This window comes from Bdellovibrio sp. (genome assembly GCF_047637665.1).
Lineage (GTDB): Bacteria > Bdellovibrionota > Bdellovibrionia > Bdellovibrionales > Bdellovibrionaceae > Bdellovibrio.
This window is the reverse complement of sequence record NZ_JBLJBT010000044.1, coordinates 307,296-324,888: the sequence shown is the minus strand read 5'-3', so window position 1 is coordinate 324,888 and position 17,593 is coordinate 307,296. Positions and strand designations below refer to the sequence as shown.

The following is a 17,593-nucleotide window of genomic DNA, read 5'->3' as shown; positions in this document are numbered from 1 at the left end:
ATGATGGTCATGAAATATAAAACACAGAAAATAGCTTACTATTTCTTCGCCGTGTGCATGTTGCTGTTGTCTTTACAGATCGTATACGGATTTATCATGGGCTTTGCTCATATGGGTTATGATAACTTGCACAGTATCATTCCTTTCCATACTGCTCGTGCAACGCACACCAATCTTTTGGTGATGTGGCTACTAGCCGGATTCATGGGTGCTGCTTACTACATCATTCCTGAAGAAACCGAGCGAGAGCTGATTTACCCGCAGTTGGCCATTGTCCAGCTTGTTGCCTTAGTGGTGGTGGGCGTGACGGCTATCATCGGATTCCACTTCAACTGGTGGGAGGGTCGTAAGTTCCTCGAGATTCCTCGTCCCTTGGATTATCTGGTGGTTGTGGACGTTCTTCTCTTTATTTTCCTTATCGGCGGAACGATTTGGAAGGGGAAAAGATATAGCACAACAAGTATCGTTTTGTTCTTCGGTCTTTTGACTGCGGCGCTGTTGTACCTTCCTGGTATGATCCCAACGACAAACCAAACAATGGATTCCTACTGGAGATGGTGGGTGGTTCACTTATGGGTTGAAGGCGTATGGGAATTGATCATGGGTGCGATCTTGAGCTTCCTTTTGATCAAGTTGACAGGGGTAGATCGCGAGATCATCGAAAAATGGCTTTATGTCATCGTGGGTTTCACATTCCTTTCTGGAATTTTGGGTACAGGCCATCACTACTACTTTATCGGGACTCCGCGCTACTGGTTGATGATTGGTGGATTCTTCAGTGCCTTGGAGCCGTTGGCCTTCTTGGGAATGGCGATGTATGCCATTGCCATGGCTAAAAAGGGAGGACGACAACATCCGAATCGTCTGGCTTTAACTTGGACCATTGGGTGCGCGGTGATGTCATTTGTCGGCGCTGGTTTCTTGGGCTTTGCTCACACCTTGCCTCAAGTGAACATTTACACTCACGGAACTTTAGTGACGGCGATGCACGGACACTTGGCGTTCTGGGGTGCTTACGCGATGTTGATTTTTGCAATGATCGCCTATGCAATGCCACAACTGACAGGCCGAAAACTATTTGATAATGGCTGGAGCATTTTCGCTTTCTGGACATCGAATATTGGAATGGTGGCAATGACATTGGCCTTTGCCGTAGCCGGTGTCGCTCAGGTTTATTTGGAAAGAAGAATGGGTCTTGATTTCCTTCAAGTCCAAAAAGAAATTGAGGTTCACTTCTTGGGTCTTGTGCTTGCAGCAAGCTTGTTCAGCTTAGGTATCTTCGCGTTTATCTGGATATTTATTAAATACGGATTGCCTAAGGGAAAAATAGAGAATGTTAGCGCCGCAAACTAAGATCCCCTTTTATCAAGCTGTCGGAGACGAAGAACAAGTCTTCGACAGCGCTTATCGCAACCGACTTCCCTTGATGCTCAAGGGGCCAACGGGTTGTGGTAAGTCCCGATTTGTGGAGGCGATGGCCGCTCAGCGCGGTCGTTCGTTGATCACGGTGGCTTGTAACGAAGACACCTCGGCCACAGATCTCTTGGGAAGATATATTGTCAAAGGCGGGGATACGATTTGGCAAGATGGCCCGGTGACTCGGGCTTTGCGCGAAGGGGCTATCTTATATCTCGACGAAGTTTCTGAGGCCCGCGAAGACGTTATTGTGGTCTTGCATCCTCTGACAGACCATCGCCGCTCCATCACCATTGATAAGCTCAATGAAGAAATTAAGGCCTCCCCGGAATTCATGCTCGTTGTGAGTTTTAATCCGGGTTACCAAAAAGGCTTGAAGGAACTTAAGCCATCGACACGTCAAAGATTTGTGGCGATGCACTTTGATTATCCTCACCCTGATATTGAGACCGAAATCGTTGCGAAAGAGTCCCAGTGTTCTTTAGAGGTTGCAAAAAAGCTGGTCCGTTTTGGCCAGAAAATCCGTAACCTGAAAGAGCTTGGACTGACGGAAACAGCTTCAACTCGCCTGCTTGTGGATGCCGCGAAGTTGATTCGCACAGGACTTGATCCACGTTTATCCTGTGATGTGGCCATCATTCAACCACTCACGGATGAAGGAGATATCATGACAGCCCTGCGGGATGTGGCTGCCATGATTTTTTAAAAATGGGTTTTGATGAGAAACTCTTTGCTTTTGGGCATCGTCTTTTTAAGAGATTCAATGCCGAACCGAAGCCTCCTCACTATGATCAAAGAGTCGATCTGAAAGAGATCGAGCCGCGCCTTCATATCATCGCGAAGTCCCTTTGCGGGGAACCGATTGAGATTCTTGAGGCGGAAAAGATGGGTGGATTTTCAGGAGTTCACTTCTATTATCCTAAATCTCTTTGCCCCTTTGCTTCAAAAAAGATGAATGAGTTGCTGTATATTCAGCGAACTCTTTTCTATAGCTCTGCCAAACAATTAGGCCTGTGTCTTCCGCCCAAAGAACTTACCGAAATAGAAAAGAAGGTCTATTCCTGCTTGGCATTATATCAAATCTATCAGCACATTCAGGTTGAGTATCCAGGCACTGCGAAAGTGACTGAAACTTTGTGCGAATATACTCAGAATGAACTTAAATCTCTTCCATCCCAGGATCGTGAGACTCAGAGCGGAGTGTTGGCTCAATGGATCTCGGATATTCTTTCGCGTAATTTCAGTGCGAGTTTATGGAAGAGCGTTATTTGTACGACTCACAAAAGTCCATTGAGCTTTTGGAAGTTCGCGGACTCAGTTTATAAAGAATATCTGGCGCATCTTCCTCCGGGACCTCCGTTGGCCGATGAAGCATTTATTTTATGGGGATATTTAATGTCCCCCTCTTCGTCTTTGAAGGAACTCAACCCCTTGGAAAATGATGGGGTGGCGCCGGAATCCCTGGCAAGCGGAACCGAAATCCAAGGAAAAAATCGCGAAAATGTGACGGAAGTGAGTCTTGAAGATAAAGAGAACGAAGCAAATCCCGTCATGCACTCATTTGAGAAAATGGAAACTTTGGAGGAATACCAAGGGGGCCTGCGTACGCAGGACGGTGACGATGACTTGGCAGAACACGCTGAAGCTTTGGAGGAACTCAATATTCGCGAAGTGATTCGCAGTCGTGAGCGCACCAGTTCCATCTATAAAGCGGACATTCGTTTAAATGCGTCAGCTCCAGACCTTTTAAAGGGGGCGGACGTTGAGGCTCCTCGCCGCGATATTCATTATTATCCTGAGTGGGATTATAAACATAAAAAATACAAAAATAACTGGTGCCGCGTTGAGGTGGAAAGCTCCTCCTGCGACGCTGTGGAGTTTCAGCTCAATGAAACCTATCTTAAGGAAAAGAGAGAGATCCTAAAGCTTTTCGAACAGGTTCGACATAAGCCCCTTTGGAAGAAGAGACAGCCTGATGGCGGTGAGATAGATCTGGATGCTTTGGTGGATTGGCGTGCCACTTTAAAAAGCGGACACACCTCAGAAGATCGCTTCTATTTAAGATCCAACAAGCATAAAAAAGACTGGCAGGTTCTTTTTTTGATTGATAGCAGTCTTTCAACGGACTCTTGGGTGGCGAACGAAAGAATTCTTGATGTCATCAAAAACAGTGTTTGTCTTGTTGCCGATGCTCTTCCTAAGGAAGAGGCCTGTGTCAGCGTGGCGGCCTTTCATAGCAACACTCGCCATCAATGCGTTTACCATGAACTAAAAGGTTTTAGAGACTCTTGGCATCAGCTTAAAAGAGAACTCAATATTCTTGAACCAGTAGGTTACACCCGGATCGGGCCAGCCTTGCGCCATGCCTTAGAGCTTCATAAGGAATCTTCTGCTCGTCATAAGTTTATTATCCTTCTTTCTGATGGCAAGGCCTCTGATTACGACCAGTATGAAGGTCAATATGGAATGGAAGACATTAAGCAGGCTTTACGAGAGGCGCAGCAGCAGGGTGTTCATATCAAGTGTTTGGCGATTGAAGAAAAAGCCAAGTTCTATTTGCCGCAAATGTTCGGCAATTCCAACATTCATATTTTATCTAATCCACATAAATTACCTCAAGCTTTGACGGAGCTGCTTTTGCCGCTTCTTTGAACGCTGACTTTTTAAAAAGGTGAATCTCATGAATCAAAACGATAGCAGCCAGGCCTTGAATAACTATTTTCCCGATTACGTAAAAGAGCTTCCTGAAGGTCATCCGGTGAAAACCTATTTTGCCGAGAACTTCTATATCCAAAGAATTTTGCGCGAAATTGATGAAACTGACGCGAACCAGGACTTTCAAAAGTTCTTTAATTTGTTCAATCAATTAAGTGAAGTTGAGAAACGATATGCCCGCAAAGAAAATCAGCTTTTTCCGTATCTTGAAAAGCGGGGATGGAATGGTCCTAGTCAAGGCATGTGGGCCTTTCATGACTCGAACAGAGACTTGCTTCGTGGGGTTCGAAAAAAGATTGAAACTAAAGATTTAGCAGGCCTCAACGAAGATATGCGTCTTATCATTGGTGAAATGCAAAGACTTATGATGGTCGAAGAAATGCGTTTGTTCCCCAATGCTCTTCATCTGTTGACGGAAGAAGACTGGAAAGAAATGAGTGTGGGGGAAAGGGAAATTGGTTGGATGTTAAGCCAAGAGCCCGCAGCTTATTGCAAAGAGGAAGCCGCAGCTCCTGCGGCGGCAAAGGCCGTCATTCCAGATCGTCTGCGAATGGATGAGGGCTACATGACGCCGGAGCAAGTGAACTTGATGCTCAAATTTATGCCTGTCGATTTAACTTACGTCGACGAGAACGATCGAGTGATCTTCTACAATCGGGGAGAAGACCGAGTTTTCCCTCGCAGTGCGGGGATCATCGGTCGTGAGGTGCGTTTTTGCCATCCTCCAAAAAGTGTAGGGACAGTTTTAAGAATTCTTGAAGAGTTCAAAAAAGGCACAAAAAACGAAGCCGCATTTTGGATTCGTTTCAAAGGACGCGTGATTCATATTCGGTATTTTGCCATTCGTGATAAAGATATGAACTATAAGGGCGTCATTGAGATGTCTCAAGATATTACCGAGATTCAAAAGCTTGAAGGTGAACAGCGTCTTTTGGATTGGGACGCGGAATAATCAAGTGCGCTTCCGGCAGGTTTGGATTTTAAGCATTGCTTTCGTGGTTCTGGCGACAATGGGAATTGGGGCCATGACCAGGCTGACGGGGTCAGGGCTTTCCATTGTTGAATGGAAGCCTCTGTCCGGAGCCGTTCCTCCCTTGAATGAAACCGAGTGGTCCCAAGAGTTTCTGCGCTATCAAGAGTTTCCTGAATTTAAATCCAATCCTAACGTAACCTTAGAAGACTTTAAGACGATCTTTTGGTGGGAATTCACTCATCGCTTGATCGCTCGCTCCTTGATCTTCGTCATTTTGATTCCTTTCTTATTCCTTGTTTTAAAGAAAGAGGCCACGGGCCGAGATTTAAGAAAGTTGATTTTGCTTCTACTCATGGGCGCGGTTCAGGGGGCTTTGGGCTGGTACATGGTTAAAAGTGGATTGGTGCAGGTTCCGCGGGTCAGTCATTTTAGACTGATGGTGCACTTCATCTGGGCCAGTCTGATTATTGCTTATCTTGCCCGATGGTTGAGAGAGGAAAATACCAACACACAAAGCAAGCAGACCTCCTCAGAGCGTTTGTTTCTCAGAGTTCTTGGGGGGCTTTGCCTGGGACAGATGGCTCTCGGGGCCTTGGTGGCGGGCAGTCGCGCGGGATATATCTATAACACCTTTCCTAAGTTTGGCGATACGTGGTGGCCTCAAAAGTTTCTTATCTTTCCGACACTGACCGAGAATCTTTTTTATAATCAAATCAACCTTCAGCTTTTTCATCGTTTGGGGGCGTGGTTGATGGTGATCGCTGCGGTTTATGCGTTGATCAAAAAATATTATCTCATTGGGTCCCTGATTTTTCTTCAGTTTGTGTTGGGCATTTTGACTTTGGTTTTAATGGTGCCCCCTCCGGTCGCCACCCTTCATCAGCTTTGTGGGGTCGTTCTTTTCTTTGTTTTAAGATACGAAGAACACCCTCTGAGTGTGGTCAGAGGGCGTCCTTTACCGAATGCTACTGAACGGTGATCCAAACATTGCCAATTCCATACTGTCTGACCAGACGGTTGAAAATATAAGCATTGTCAGGATGCATGCGGATACAGCCGTGGGAAGCCGGTCTGCCCAATTTAGGCCAATTGCTTTGAGGTGTGCCATGAAGGGCAAACCCTCCACGAATGAAAACCGCATAGGGCATGTTCCCTAAGCCGCGGTAGTCTCCTCCGGGATATTTTCCCGAGGTGTATCGATCGTAGATACGACCGTCGGGATGTTTGTCAAAATTAGGGGTTCCATAGCCGGGAACCCCGGTTGATACAAGCCAAGAACCATAAAGACTTCCATTTAAGTACAAGTACATTCTTTGTGAAGACTTCACCACCTGTGCCCACACAGCACAGGAAGAGCGATAACAACTGGCAAGTCCCAAAAGTTGATCAATTATAGTGTAATCTTCCAGGTGAGAGGACTTGCCGGTTTCTTCTTCGTAAATCTCGTCATAGTATTTAAGGGTTTCTTCGATGTTGGGATCGAAGGGGTTTAATTCTTCAATCATGTTGGGAATGCGTTCGTCTTCATAAGGAGAGGGCTGCGCATTAGCGGGGTTGGATGTTAAAAATAATAAGCTGATTATAACAGTCGAAATTTGATTTATTGTTCTCATGTCACACCTCATTGCTGTGAGTTGTCCTGCATTTATTTTACTGCGTGAGTTCAAAGTTTTTGGATTTTCTGTTCCTAGAGAAGCAGATGACAGCGACTTTTCTGAAACCCTGCTGACCCTCATTGGACCTTTCATGAGCCGCTGGAAAGGTGGGGTCTAGTTTGTGGTCAAGATCTTTGCACTTCCGGTTCAATGTCCTATTCTGGCACCTACGAATGTCATATTTTGTGCAAGAAGGCGTGAGGGGACAGGATGAGTGAGATCAGAGATGTTTTTGTTGAAACATCGTTTGGGCGACTTCATGCGATCTATGGAAATTCCCAAGCCTCAGGGGTGCCGATGGTTTTCATTCCTGGGATGTTAGGCAAAGCCGAAGATTGGCAAAATGATTTCGCCAGCTTTTCAGAGCATCCCTGCGTTGCAATCAGTCTGCGAGGCCGGGGGCGATCAGATTTTCCCTCCAGCGGATTTTCTGTCTACGATCATGCAAATGATATTAAAGCTGTGGTTGCGCATCTGGGGCTTCAGCGTTTTGTACTTGTCGGCTTTAGTCAGGGAGCCTTGTACGCCGTGGCCTATGCCCTGGCCCATCCCGAAAGCATTATGGCTTTGGTCATTCAGGACAAAGTTTTAAAACAAAGAAAGTTTGGCAAAGAGTGGGTCGAGCGGGCTCGCAATCATCCTTCTGCCAAAAGCGAACAGTTCCTATGGGGAATTGCCAATGACTCCCAGGATCTTAATCTTTTGGAGGAGTGTCGTCTTTTTTCAAAAACTCCGACTTTGATTCTTAAAGGTGGCAATAGCGCCATGATGATGGAAGAAGATCTTGCAGAAATGAAAGAGGTCTTCAAAAACTCGAAGATTGAGATCTTTCCTTTGTCAGGGCATGATGTTTCAAGCCCTGACTATGATCTTTATGTTCGCACGATGAAGAGATTTCTAAATAAGATCTCTCAAGCGCATTAGCCGCTAGTAACCGGTGCGATCTACGATATATTTTAGTAATGACTCACGGTTGACCCCGCGTTCGACCAGGGGTGCCTCGGTCTTAATATAGAAAGTTTCTTTGAGCCACTTTTTAATTGCGGAGGTGGAAGATTTGGAAGTTGGCGTAAAGCCGCGAACCAGATCTAAGCATAAACCTCGAGCGGCTCCGGCATGAGGGGTGTAGTCTGTTGACACGAAGATCCCCTTTTGACGCCAAGAGCTTTTGGCTCCGCTTCCTGGATAGACGCGATTTTCCAGCTTAGCCCAGGCTTCACAATATTCAGCATTGGTCATATCGGAGGTCATTTCATGGGTATAACCCTTTGCGGAATCAAGGATCCAATCTGTGGCTTCTGGTGCAAGGACCTGAGTGAGCTCTTTTTTGAGTTGGGCAAACTTGAGGTTGCTGATGCGAAGTTTGCCATCAAAAAGAGCCTGGGGCACCAGCTCGGGGTATTTCGGAGCATTGTTTGCCAGCCACAGTTGGGTGGCCTCATAGTTGACACAAGCCTCAAAGAAGCTCACGGGCACATGGCCTAAAACAGTTTGATAGAATGTGCGCTGGCAGGCTTCTTTGATTTGCCCTTTGTTTTGCACACTGAGGGCTCCGCCATCGCGGTCAATCTGTTTTTGGTATTGAGAACTTAATGAAGACTTCTTGCAGGATTTTTGAGATGTAAATTCAACTCCGTCGAAGACCATCAGTTTCACAAGATTGTACTTGTCAGGAGATTTCGCCTGAAGCAGCGTCGGATTCAGACGGTAAGAAGTAACACTTTCGGCGAAATCCTCGAATGGATTTGTTTCTCCGTATTTGGAAACAAAGGGGTGTCCCTGCAAAAGCTTCTTTTTTTCAATGGTGAACTCACCCGCTTTGGATTCTTTCCAGTTGCTGAGTGTCAGCCAAGTCGCCGAACGATCGTAATCTGCAAATTGGCTGTTGGCGTAGTTATGGGCGAACTCATGGAAAAGAGTGTACTGGCGAACCAAAGAACTTTTTTTGCTCCAGCCATCAAAGAGCTCCATGACCGCGTTGGCAAGAACCAAGTCGCCGTCGTCACCGTAGGAAGCGCGAGTATAGCCGCGTTTAAATTTAATGAGTTGTTGGTTCGATTTAAAAGGAAGTTGTTGAGTTGGAATCAGTTCAAAAGTGCGAATGACATCGGCGATTTCAGAGGCTGTAAATAAATCAGCATTCACAAAAGAGAAGGGCGACGTGTTTACGTCGAATTTATCCATGATAAAGAGCATCTGTGGGCCCACTTCTTTTCCGAAGATTGCCTGTGCGGCACAAAGAGCTTTTTTACAGGACGGATTGACGTTGTATTTCGTTTGAAAATTTTCGGGAGCCTCTTCAATTTTTACCCCATCACGGGTGGGATAAAGAAGCTTAGAAAGGGCTAAAACCAGATGAGGTCTTTCATTCTCAAGTTTGATTCCGAAGACTTCAGTCGTGCCCGCTTCGTAGCCGGGTTCTGGAGGAAGTCTTTTGTAATAGCCATCAATTTCGGCGGTCGTGACTGGAAATTTAAGACGACAGTTGGCGTCTTGAACCTGTTGTGAATTGGCGGCCCACCAGTCAAGCTCATTGGCCGCGGGAGTTCGCTCAGGTTTATAGGGGATCGGTCGATCAACCTCCGCGTGTCCCGGGACTTTAGTCGGGGTGTGTGTGCAAGAGGTTAATACAAATAGAAGGGATAGACAGAGGGAAGAAACGGACTTCAAGAAAACTCCTTCAAAGAAAGTTTAAAACCCTCTTTTCGGAATTTGTGGAAAAATCTCAAAGCCTCAAATTGAGAAAATATTTAGAAAGTCTCGAAGGTGCCTTTGTCTTTATTCTTGCGAACGCGGGGGACGGCAAAAACCTGATTGTGGAATGAAATGTAGAAGCCTGGGGCAAGAAGCTTGGCCGACAAAAGGGCCTCTGTGACATTCTGGGCGGCATCACTATCTTCAAAACCCATCGGAATCATCGCGCCCGTAAAAACCACCGGCACTTTGGGAGTTCCAATTTCCTTATGACAGTGTTCGGCGGTTAAACTCATGGTGTCGGTGCCATGAAGAACGACGATTGGACATCCCCTTTGCATTTGGTCTTTTACCGTGGCGGCAATCAGCGAGCGATCACTGTCAGTCATATAAAGGGAATCTTTGCTTAATAAGGGATAAACCATGATGTTGGTGTAGGGCAGACGCATCTTAGAAAGAATGCGGTTTTTGATACTGGTGCCGCGATTTTCCAAGGAGCCATCGAATTCGTTATAGGTCTTTTCGATAGTTCCACCCGTGGTGATAATAACAACATCTTGAATTGTAGTGCCCATGGCTCGAGATCCTAAAATAATATTGCGGAACTAGCAAGAACTGCCGGTATTCACGGATGCAAATCGTTACCAAACATGGATGACTTCGTATTCACGCACCTGCTCACCGTTTTCAACAACGGCGATATCCCCTTGTCGTAAATCTTGAAGGGCCTCACCCAGGGGACTGTTGGGAGTGATTACTTGAACGGAACGTCCTTCAAGTAGGACGCTCAGGCCGCCGCCTTTGGCCATAATGAAAAAAAAGCTGTGTTTTCCATTATGCTCTACTTCCACCAAGGCCGTTGAGTTGATTTTGTCGTTAGGACCAAAGCTTTTAACATCAAGATGTTTGTAGATGACAAGCAGCTCTTCAATTTCAGCAATGCGTTTTGCTTGAGCGCCAGCGAGGTAGGATGCCTCCAGGCCACGCGTATCGTACTCGTTCTCGGGTTTGCTTTCTTCGTGAGTCGCAGCTTCGTAGGTGGCCAAGGCCGCTTCTTTGAGAACGGCCATGTCCTTTTCAAGTTGAGTGCGAATTGTTTCAATAAGTTTTGTTTTGTCCAAGCAAGACCTCACCAGCTATCAGTATTGTCTTTTGAGAGTCCGCAGGCAAATGATCTTTTGAAAGAGAGGAGGACCTGGCGGGGGCCAAGTCCTCGAGGGAAGGAAGGATTGATTAGTGGGAAGGTGTGTCGGATTTAGATTGGATTTCGATTCGACGAGGAGCTGCCACTTGAGCTTTAGGAATATGAAGATTCAATACTCCGTCTTCATAGTGGGCCTCGATCTTTTCGACATCCACATTTGTGGGCAGTGAAAAACTTCTGGCAAAAGTGCCATAGTATCTTTCTATTCTATGTCCTTTGGGTTCAACATCGGCTTTCACCTCGCGCTTTCTTTCTCCTGAAATTGTGAGAACATTTTCGTTCATTTCAATTTTAATATCTTCTTTTTTGAAGCCAGGCAGATCCATGCAAAGCATGAAGCCCTCGTCCTTCTCGGAGACATCGCAAGCAGGAGTGTAAGTGCGCTCCGCAGAAGTCATTGCGGGGGCTCTGCCGAAGTCTTCAAAGAATCGCTCCATCTCGTTGAAGATATCTGTAGTAGCTGCTCTGCGTGTTGTCCAATAAGGTGTTAAAAGTCTCATGAGAACCTCCTTTACGGTTTTCCTCTTACGCCTTAAACATGGTGTTTGAATTTTTCTTGTCAAGATGTCGAAAAATTTTTTGATAAAAGAGGAGTGTCCTTTTGTGTTCTCTTTTTGATTTGTCAAGGTGGGTCCTAAGTCATTGTATTTTGTCGGTTCTTTTTAGACTCTCCCGTTAACTGTGATAGCATTAATTTTTTAGGAGTTATTTGTGAAAGTCGCTGTCGCGGGAGCCAGTGGTTTTGTTGGGAAGGCGTTGATTGAGGAACTTCAAAAAAGTTTTGAAGTCGTGGCTTTAAGTCGAGCCACAAAACAATCCCAGCAAAAAAATATTGAGTGGCGTGCCTGCGATCTTTTTAGTTTGTTGGATGCAGAGCGTGCTCTTCAAGGAGTCGACGTCGCGATCTATTTAGTGCATTCCATGCGACCCTCGGCGCACTTAACCCAAGGAACTTTCGATGATTTCGATCTCATCGTGGCTGATAATTTTGTACGCGCGGCTGAAAAGTGCAAGGTCCGACAAATCATTTATCTCAGTGGCTTAAGACCTGAAAATCCTAAAGAGATCTCTCGACATCTGCAAAGTCGTTGGGAAGTGGAAGAGGTTTTTCGAAAAAGCTCGGTGCCCACAACGGCGTTAAGAGCGGCTGTTATCTTGGGTGCGGAAGGATCTTCTTTTCATATCATGGCCCGCCTGGTGAATCGTTTGCCGGTGATGGTGTGTCCGGCCTGGACAAAAACAAAAACTCAGCCGATCGCACTTCGGGATGTGGTCGCAAGTCTGATCTTTTGCATAGATCGAACGGACTCTTTTAACAAGATCTATGATATTGGTGGGCCTGAATCTGTGAGCTATCTTGAAATGATGAAGCTCATTGCGCGCATTCAGGGGCGACATCGAGGTCTTTTGACAGTTCCATTTTTAACACCTCAACTTTCGACCTTGTGGGTTTGCCTTGTGACTGGGGCACCCCGCGCTTTGGTGCGGCCTCTAGTGGTGGGTTTAAAGTCTTCCTTGCTGGTCAGTCCTGAAAGAAAGCTGGAGATTCCGGGCTATCATTTTATGGACGTGAAGACAGCCCTGCAAAATGCCCTTAATTCCTATGATGAACACAAGTCACCCTTGGCCTTCCAGGGAGTTCCTGAGGGCCCTCATGTGGTTCGCTCTGTGCAAAGACTCGTGTTACCCCAAGGGCAAACGGCCGCCAGTGTGGCGCAAGCTTATCTTGAATTTTTACCACAGATGCAGCCAGGATTTCTGAAGGTGGAAGTCAGCGGCCACTGGATTTATTTTTGTTGGCGTTTTCCTTTTATGCGTCTTCTGATTTTAGAATATGCTCCAGAGCGAAGTTGGATGGATCGGCAGCTTTTTTATGTGCGAGGTGGGTTGTTAGCACGAAGAACGGCCCGGGGGCGTCTGGAGTTTCGAACCATATTAGGGGGTGAAGCTTTGATTGCCGCCATCCATGATTTTGAACCTCGGATGCCATGGTATCTGTATCGGTGGACTCAGGCGCTGATTCATCTTTGGGTCATGAAACAGTTTGGACGTTACTTGAATCGGCAAAGGAATCTGGGTTACAGTAAACACAACAAGATGGAAAGGCCTTTATGACTGCCTCTTCGACTCATTCTATTGTGGTTGGATATATTTTGTGGATCTTTGGCTTTATGGGGGCTCACCGCTTCTATTATGGCAAACCCATTTCGGGAACCATCTGGTTTTTTACTTTCGGTGTTTTGGGTGTGGGTTGGTTTGTTGACCTCTTTTTAATTCCCTCAATGGATCGTTCAGCGGACCGTCGTTATAAGGCGGGCCCCATCGACTATAATGTGGCCTGGCTGCTTTTGACCTTTCTGGGGATGTTTGGAGTCCATCGTTTTTACATGGGAAAGTGGATCAGCGGTTTGATTTGGCTGTGCACGGGGGGCCTCTTTTTGCTGGGCTATCTGTATGACTTCTGGACTTTAAACGAACAGGTGTCTTACGCCAACGGAGAGCCCATCTGATGTTAGGAAATATTCTCGTCGTCCTTGTTGCTGTGCTTCACCTTGCATTTTTGTATTTAGAGATGTTTTTGTGGACGAAGCCCTTAGGGCGAAAGATTTTTCGCAATACTCCACAAAAGGCTGAGGACTCGGCAATTCTTGCGGCAAACCAAGGTCTTTATAATGGATTTCTGTCCGCCGGTCTTTTATGGGGAGTTTTTCACCCCGATGTGATGGTGGGTGATCAGATCAAGTTCTTTTTTTTGATTTGCGTGATTGTCGCTGGTCTTTATGGGGCCCTGAGTGTCAGCAAAAGGATTTTCTATATTCAGGCTTTGCCCGCTCTTCTGGCGCTAATCGTGACATTTATGTTGAAGACCTGGCCCTAGTTTAGTGAACGATTCGCAATAAAGAGCCACTGTGAAAAAACAAGAGGGCTAAGTAGGGAACCGTGAAGGATGCTAAGATACCCCAAGGTTTTGGATTATGAAAAACGTGCAGCCCTGTAATTACAAAAATGAGGGGTCCAAAAATAAGCAGACTGGCTGGAATCATAAAGCCTAAGAGCAAAAAGCCGCCGAAGATGATTTCAAGAGTCTTCACAACAGGCATAATAAACTTTGTTTCAACACAAGCACCGACAAACTTATCAATGCCGGGACCTGCTGGCGGGATCTTGACCCATTGAAGAAAACCATTGAGTCCCCAAAAGACCATTTGCAAACCGAAAGCCCACCGGAAGATAATCTCGATGTAATCACTCATGGCTTAAGTCTATCTGAAAGGGGACCAAGTATGAAACTCTATTTTTCACCAGGAGCCTGTTCTTTAGCTCCACACATTGTTTTGGAAGAGCTGGGAATGAGCTATCAAGCCGAATCCGTTGATCTGGCTTCGAAAAAGACCTCTTCGGGTAAAGACTATAACCAGATCAATCCCAAAGGGTCCGTGCCCTCTCTGGAGTTGAATGACGGAGGCCTTCTCACAGAGTGTGCAGTTTTGCTTCAGTATCTTTGTGATCAGCACCCCGAGAAAGAGCTTCTTCCCAAAGCGGGCACCGAGGCGCACTATCGTTGTTTGGAGTGGATGAATTATATCGCCACTGAAATTCACAAAGGTCTGGGGTCTCTTTTCGCTGCCGAGCGAATGTTCCCACAAAATGCAGAGATGGCCCGAGATTTCAAAGCCGCAACACTTAAAATGATGGATCAAAAACTGAGTTTTTTGAATAGTCACTTTAAGACCAGCGACTACTTGATGGGCTCTCAGTACACGGCGGCCGATGCTTATCTTTTTGTGATTCTGGGGTGGTCGAAATGGCTGAAGGTGGATATGTCAAAGTATCCGTCCCTTTTTGCTTTTATGGAACGCATGATGGGCCGTCCGGCGGTGCAAAAGGCTATGAAGAAGGAAGGTCTTCTTCAGTAGGAAAATGATTCTTACCACTGGACTTCGAGAAACCTCCCTGAGTTCTTGCGCCCTTTGATAGCGTGGAATGAAGCGGAGGTTTTTTTATGGACTTAGACTTGGCTAAGCTGGACAAAGAAATCGTGAATAATGACGTCTATGATCAGTTGGCCGAGCGTTGGTATGAAGCCCAAGACGATCCCATCGCTTTGCTAAGAAATCAGCACAAACTTGAGATGCCGTGGATCTTGGAGCAAATTCGTCGTCATATTGGCTACCGTTCTGAAGTCCTTGATATGGGGTGTGGGGCTGGATTCTTGGCAAATGACCTAGCGCTGGCAGGCCATAGTGTGACGGGGATTGACCTGTCCACTTCAAGTCTCAAGATTGCAGAGTCGAGAGATAAAACTCACACGGTCCGTTACCAGCAGGGCGATGTCTATCAGGTGCCATTCCCGCGCGAAAGCTTTGATGTCGTTGCGGCAATGGATCTATTGGAACACGTCTCGGATCCTCAAAAGGTCATTGATGAGGCCACTCGTGTTTTAAGGCCCGGGGGGTTGTTCTTCTTTAATACCTTCAGTAAGAATCCTCTAGCCTGGTTGGTTGTCATCAAGGGGATGGAGTGGTTTGTAAAGAACACACCTAAGGATTACCATGTATATTCTCTGTTTATCGACCCTAATCAGATACGTTCGTGGTTAGAAGAGGCGGGCTTGCAAGAGATGCAGATCCGTGGAATTCGTCCTATATTCGCGCAAAAGGCCTTGTTTCGCCTTATTAAGACGGGTGTGGTGCCGAAGGAGTTTCGCTTTACGTTCTCTAAGTCCACGTTGATTTCATACACGGGCTATGCGAAGAAGTTGCGAGAGCAGTGAAGAAGACTCAATTTCAAAAATGAAACTTGTGATAAACTAAACAGATGGCTATAGATATTTTCCTATGAACGTTTCGATGATTTTTCGTTATATCAGTCTCATGATGACGGGACTCATGGCTGGCAGCTCCTTTGCCTTTGTGTTGGGGATGGGGCCGGCTATGGAGCGCCTGACGGTGGGCTCCTATATCGAACTTCATCAGTCCATGGAAACGGTGTTTGTTGCTTGGACGCCGTTCTTTTATTTGGCTCTGACGTTGATTATTACGACCAATTTATTTCTGCTTCGTAAAGAGTGGCGATCTTTAGAGTTCGTGCTGGTGGCATTTGCTTTGTTGTGCATTTTGGATGAGCTTGTCATGACTTGGACGGGGAACCTGCCGTTAAATCGAGTGATTAACTCTTGGCAAATGATGACCCCGCCTGCGGATTGGATCGAAGTTCGGTCGCAGTGGGTGCGTTTTATGTACATCCGCTGCGCCTTACTGATCTCTGGTTTTGGACTTCTTTTGGCCTCAAGTTTTGTTATGAAACGGTCTCAGGATTCCCACTCAAGTGTTTTTGTTGCCGTTTAGGAAGATTTGATTTTTCTTTGCGACTGTCTTCATCAGTAGAATCCCTTTTCTGAGGGAACTCTCTTAAAAACTTCGGTACGTCTATTTTTCCCGCCGCCGCATAGTCTTCAAGAATCAGCGCTTTGGCTTGATCTTGAGGCCACTGCAGTTCGTCTTTTAAGTAAAGGTAGGCACTTTCAAAAAGACTCAGTTGTGCGATTCCAAAAGATTGCGCATGACGAATTGACAAGAATTCGTTGAACGCAAAGAACTCCCAAAAGAAGGATTGATCTTCACGTAATTGAGATCGTTGTTTGAATGTGGCGATCAGTTTTTTAAAGGTGCCACTGTTGGCGTAGAGATCCCAAAACTTCGCAAAACGATTCATTTTTTGCAGAGTCATAAAGTTCATCGTTTTGGTACGAAGAACTTGATAGGGGGGATGTGTGGCATAGACCATTTCCCACTCTTTATCATGACGAGCAATCGGGGCTCCTTTGAGTCGCTTGAGAATTCCGACTTGGATTTCATCGGGGCCAAGTTCCGCCAAGGTATCAAATCCTCGGGCAAAGCTCTCAAGATCTTCCCCCGGAAGTCCGGCAATTAAATCGGCATGGGTATGAACTCCTGTTTCCGCCGCTAAAAAGCGGAAGTTGTCTTTCACTTTCTCATAGTCATTGCGACGACTGACAAGACGTGCGACCTCGGGGTTCCATGTTTGAATTCCAATTTCGAATTGCAAGGCCCCGGCCGGAAACTTTTTGATCAACTCGCGAATTTCCGTCGGCAATCGATCTGGCACCATCTCGAAATGAAGGAAAAGTCCTAAATGAATGCGGTCCAGAAAAAACTGAAGAATCTGGGTGCAGGTTGTGGGGCTTAGATTAAACGTACGATCAATAAACTTGAACTGCCGAGCCCCGCGCTCAAGAAGCTTTTCAATTTCGACAAGCAAGCTGGCTGTATCAAACGCACGTACGGCCTTGTCTAGTGACGAAAGACAATACTCGCAGCGGAAAGGGCAACCACGAGAAGCTTCAACATAGATGACTCGATTCTGGATGTCCTCATCGTTATAAAATCCATAAGGGGTTTGAATCAGCTTTATATCTGGCAGAGCTCCCGTAATATATTTGGATGAAGGCAGAAGGCCTTTTTCTAGGTAGTTATGGCAGAACTCGTAGAAAAGGAAGTCGCCTTCTCCTTTGATGGTGAAATCCGCAATCTGACAAATGTTCTGTGTTTCTGTTTCATGGCTGACCTCTGGCCCCCCTAACACAACCACAGTTTCTGGGCTGATCTTTTTAATCAAAGACACCAGTTCCAAAGATTCTTGAGCGTTCCAAATATACACCCCGAGGCCGATAATCTTAGCATTTTGACGCAGCAGCACCTCGGCGACATCGCGAGGGTCCCGTTGGATTGTGAACTCCATGATGTGGGCGCGATCTTTGAGCTCTCCGAGATTGGCCATGAGATAACGAAGTCCAAAAGAGCTATGGGGATAAGAAGAGTTGAGTGTCGTCAGCAAAATGTCTTTGGTCATAGCAAAATATCTTAATGCATGTTGAAAAAATAAGCGAATTGTCTTTGCCAACATGAGGACAAA

At 46.2% G+C, this 17,593-nt stretch carries 20 protein-coding genes; 13 read left to right on the top strand and 7 right to left on the bottom strand.

Going from position 1 to position 17,593, the window contains the following annotated elements; genetic code table 11:
- The first annotated feature begins 9 nt into the window (after positions 1 to 9).
- From ACM64D_RS16550 to ACM64D_RS16530, 5 genes are read left to right on the top strand one after another with little or no spacing between them, the layout of a single operon-like run.
- Positions 10 to 1,353: a cbb3-type cytochrome c oxidase subunit I gene (locus ACM64D_RS16550; protein WP_415064350.1), complete on the top strand. Its 1,344-nt coding sequence runs from the start codon at positions 10 to 12 to the stop codon at positions 1,351 to 1,353.
- Positions 1,334 to 2,122: a CbbQ/NirQ/NorQ/GpvN family protein gene (locus tag ACM64D_RS16545; protein ID WP_415064349.1), complete on the top strand. Its 789-nt coding sequence runs from the start codon at positions 1,334 to 1,336 to the stop codon at positions 2,120 to 2,122. Before ACM64D_RS16550 ends, ACM64D_RS16545 begins: the two co-directional genes overlap by 20 nt.
- Before the next feature lie 2 nt (positions 2,123 to 2,124).
- Positions 2,125 to 4,068, top strand: coding sequence for a nitric oxide reductase activation protein NorD (locus ACM64D_RS16540; RefSeq protein WP_415064348.1), 1,944 nt, complete (start codon positions 2,125 to 2,127; stop codon positions 4,066 to 4,068).
- 28 nt (positions 4,069 to 4,096) lie between these two features.
- Positions 4,097 to 5,083 carry a DUF438 domain-containing protein gene (locus ACM64D_RS16535; protein ID WP_415064347.1) on the top strand — a complete coding sequence of 329 codons (987 nt, stop codon included), beginning with the start codon at positions 4,097 to 4,099 and terminating at the stop codon, positions 5,081 to 5,083.
- A complete protein-coding gene (locus tag ACM64D_RS16530) occupies positions 5,049 to 6,083 on the top strand; it encodes a COX15/CtaA family protein (protein WP_415064346.1) in 1,035 nt (344 codons plus the stop codon). Before ACM64D_RS16535 ends, ACM64D_RS16530 begins: the two co-directional genes overlap by 35 nt.
- On the opposite strand, the gene ACM64D_RS16525 is transcribed toward ACM64D_RS16530, so the two are convergent.
- Positions 6,070 to 6,717, bottom strand: a complete 648-nt coding sequence (locus ACM64D_RS16525) for a L,D-transpeptidase (RefSeq protein ID WP_415064345.1) — start codon at positions 6,715 to 6,717, stop codon at positions 6,070 to 6,072. The genes ACM64D_RS16530 and ACM64D_RS16525 overlap by 14 nt on opposite strands.
- On the opposite strand from ACM64D_RS16525, the gene ACM64D_RS16520 reads away from it, so the two are divergent.
- Both ACM64D_RS16520 and ACM64D_RS16515 read left to right on the top strand, forming a co-directional pair.
- A complete protein-coding gene (locus tag ACM64D_RS16520; protein ID WP_415064344.1) occupies positions 6,716 to 6,877 on the top strand; it encodes a hypothetical protein in 162 nt (53 codons plus the stop codon). The genes ACM64D_RS16525 and ACM64D_RS16520 overlap by 2 nt on opposite strands.
- Positions 6,878 to 6,969: 92 nt before the next feature.
- Complete coding sequence (locus ACM64D_RS16515; protein WP_415064343.1) at positions 6,970 to 7,683, top strand: alpha/beta fold hydrolase; 714 nt, start codon at positions 6,970 to 6,972, stop codon at positions 7,681 to 7,683.
- A 3-nt stretch (positions 7,684 to 7,686) separates the two neighbouring features.
- Here ACM64D_RS16515 and ACM64D_RS16510 read toward each other — a convergent pair whose 3' ends face one another.
- The 4 genes from ACM64D_RS16510 to ACM64D_RS16495 all read right to left on the bottom strand — a co-directional run bounded on the left by ACM64D_RS16510 (position 7,687) and on the right by ACM64D_RS16495 (position 11,157).
- Positions 7,687 to 9,429, bottom strand: a complete 1,743-nt coding sequence (locus tag ACM64D_RS16510; RefSeq protein ID WP_415064342.1) for a hypothetical protein — start codon at positions 9,427 to 9,429, stop codon at positions 7,687 to 7,689.
- A gap of 80 nt (positions 9,430 to 9,509) precedes the next feature.
- A complete protein-coding gene (locus ACM64D_RS16505) occupies positions 9,510 to 10,028 on the bottom strand; it encodes an asparaginase domain-containing protein (protein WP_415064341.1) in 519 nt (172 codons plus the stop codon).
- Between the two features lie 66 nt (positions 10,029 to 10,094).
- Positions 10,095 to 10,574: a hypothetical protein gene (locus ACM64D_RS16500; RefSeq protein WP_415064340.1), complete on the bottom strand. Its 480-nt coding sequence runs from the start codon at positions 10,572 to 10,574 to the stop codon at positions 10,095 to 10,097.
- 112 nt (positions 10,575 to 10,686) lie between these two features.
- Positions 10,687 to 11,157, bottom strand: a complete 471-nt coding sequence (locus ACM64D_RS16495; RefSeq protein WP_415064339.1) for an Hsp20/alpha crystallin family protein — start codon at positions 11,155 to 11,157, stop codon at positions 10,687 to 10,689.
- Between the two features lie 211 nt (positions 11,158 to 11,368).
- On the opposite strand from ACM64D_RS16495, the gene ACM64D_RS16490 reads away from it, so the two are divergent.
- From ACM64D_RS16490 to ACM64D_RS16480, 3 genes are read left to right on the top strand one after another with little or no spacing between them, the layout of a single operon-like run.
- Positions 11,369 to 12,772 (top strand): NAD(P)H-binding protein, encoded by a 1,404-nt coding sequence (locus ACM64D_RS16490; RefSeq protein WP_415064338.1) that lies wholly within the window; start codon positions 11,369 to 11,371, stop codon positions 12,770 to 12,772.
- Positions 12,769 to 13,167 (top strand): NINE protein, encoded by a 399-nt coding sequence (locus ACM64D_RS16485; protein ID WP_415064337.1) that lies wholly within the window; start codon positions 12,769 to 12,771, stop codon positions 13,165 to 13,167. Before ACM64D_RS16490 ends, ACM64D_RS16485 begins: the two co-directional genes overlap by 4 nt.
- Complete coding sequence (locus ACM64D_RS16480; protein WP_415064336.1) at positions 13,167 to 13,535, top strand: DUF1304 domain-containing protein; 369 nt, start codon at positions 13,167 to 13,169, stop codon at positions 13,533 to 13,535. The genes ACM64D_RS16485 and ACM64D_RS16480 overlap by 1 nt, the downstream gene beginning before the upstream one ends.
- Before the next feature lies 1 nt (position 13,536).
- On the opposite strand, the gene ACM64D_RS16475 is transcribed toward ACM64D_RS16480, so the two are convergent.
- Positions 13,537 to 13,911 carry a hypothetical protein gene (locus tag ACM64D_RS16475; RefSeq protein ID WP_415064335.1) on the bottom strand — a complete coding sequence of 125 codons (375 nt, stop codon included), beginning with the start codon at positions 13,909 to 13,911 and terminating at the stop codon, positions 13,537 to 13,539.
- Positions 13,912 to 13,941: 30 nt separating this feature from the next.
- Between ACM64D_RS16475 and gstA the strand changes: the two genes are divergently transcribed.
- From gstA to ACM64D_RS16460, 3 genes are all read left to right on the top strand, one after another.
- A complete protein-coding gene (gene gstA / locus ACM64D_RS16470; protein WP_415064334.1) occupies positions 13,942 to 14,574 on the top strand; it encodes a glutathione transferase GstA in 633 nt (210 codons plus the stop codon).
- Positions 14,575 to 14,660: 86 nt separating this feature from the next.
- Entirely contained in the window at positions 14,661 to 15,431 is a 771-nt protein-coding gene (ubiG, locus tag ACM64D_RS16465; RefSeq protein WP_415064333.1) for a bifunctional 2-polyprenyl-6-hydroxyphenol methylase/3-demethylubiquinol 3-O-methyltransferase UbiG, read from the top strand.
- A 64-nt stretch (positions 15,432 to 15,495) separates the two neighbouring features.
- On the top strand, positions 15,496 to 16,005 hold the full coding sequence (locus ACM64D_RS16460; RefSeq protein ID WP_415064332.1) for an anthrone oxygenase family protein: 510 nt from the start codon (positions 15,496 to 15,498) through the stop codon (positions 16,003 to 16,005).
- Here the strand turns inward: ACM64D_RS16460 and ACM64D_RS16455 are convergent.
- Positions 15,956 to 17,530 (bottom strand): DUF4080 domain-containing protein, encoded by a 1,575-nt coding sequence (locus ACM64D_RS16455; protein ID WP_415064331.1) that lies wholly within the window; start codon positions 17,528 to 17,530, stop codon positions 15,956 to 15,958. The two genes, ACM64D_RS16460 and ACM64D_RS16455, sit on opposite strands and share 50 nt — an antisense overlap.
- Positions 17,531 to 17,593 lie beyond the last annotated feature (63 nt).

Excerpts from the sequence above, each read along its gene's own strand:
- gstA (WP_415064334.1), top strand. The coding sequence starts at position 13,942 with ATGAAACTCTATTTTTCACCAGGAGCCTGTTCTTTAGCTCCACACATT.
- ACM64D_RS16495 (WP_415064339.1), bottom strand. The coding sequence starts at position 11,157 with ATGAGACTTTTAACACCTTATTGGACAACACGCAGAGCAGCTACTACA.
- ACM64D_RS16520 (WP_415064344.1), top strand. The coding sequence starts at position 6,716 with ATGTCACACCTCATTGCTGTGAGTTGTCCTGCATTTATTTTACTGCGT.
- ACM64D_RS16480 (WP_415064336.1), top strand. The coding sequence starts at position 13,167 with ATGTTAGGAAATATTCTCGTCGTCCTTGTTGCTGTGCTTCACCTTGCA.
- ACM64D_RS16475 (WP_415064335.1), bottom strand. The coding sequence starts at position 13,911 with ATGAGTGATTACATCGAGATTATCTTCCGGTGGGCTTTCGGTTTGCAA.
- ACM64D_RS16460 (WP_415064332.1), top strand. The coding sequence starts at position 15,496 with ATGAACGTTTCGATGATTTTTCGTTATATCAGTCTCATGATGACGGGA.
- ACM64D_RS16455 (WP_415064331.1), bottom strand. The coding sequence starts at position 17,530 with ATGACCAAAGACATTTTGCTGACGACACTCAACTCTTCTTATCCCCAT.
- ACM64D_RS16525 (WP_415064345.1), bottom strand. The coding sequence starts at position 6,717 with ATGAGAACAATAAATCAAATTTCGACTGTTATAATCAGCTTATTATTT.
- ACM64D_RS16540 (WP_415064348.1), top strand. The coding sequence starts at position 2,125 with ATGGGTTTTGATGAGAAACTCTTTGCTTTTGGGCATCGTCTTTTTAAG.
- ACM64D_RS16515 (WP_415064343.1), top strand. The coding sequence starts at position 6,970 with ATGAGTGAGATCAGAGATGTTTTTGTTGAAACATCGTTTGGGCGACTT.
- ACM64D_RS16545 (WP_415064349.1), top strand. The coding sequence starts at position 1,334 with ATGTTAGCGCCGCAAACTAAGATCCCCTTTTATCAAGCTGTCGGAGAC.
- ubiG (WP_415064333.1), top strand. The coding sequence starts at position 14,661 with ATGGACTTAGACTTGGCTAAGCTGGACAAAGAAATCGTGAATAATGAC.
- ACM64D_RS16535 (WP_415064347.1), top strand. The coding sequence starts at position 4,097 with ATGAATCAAAACGATAGCAGCCAGGCCTTGAATAACTATTTTCCCGAT.
- ACM64D_RS16550 (WP_415064350.1), top strand. The coding sequence starts at position 10 with ATGAAATATAAAACACAGAAAATAGCTTACTATTTCTTCGCCGTGTGC.
- ACM64D_RS16485 (WP_415064337.1), top strand. The coding sequence starts at position 12,769 with ATGACTGCCTCTTCGACTCATTCTATTGTGGTTGGATATATTTTGTGG.
- ACM64D_RS16505 (WP_415064341.1), bottom strand. The coding sequence starts at position 10,028 with ATGGGCACTACAATTCAAGATGTTGTTATTATCACCACGGGTGGAACT.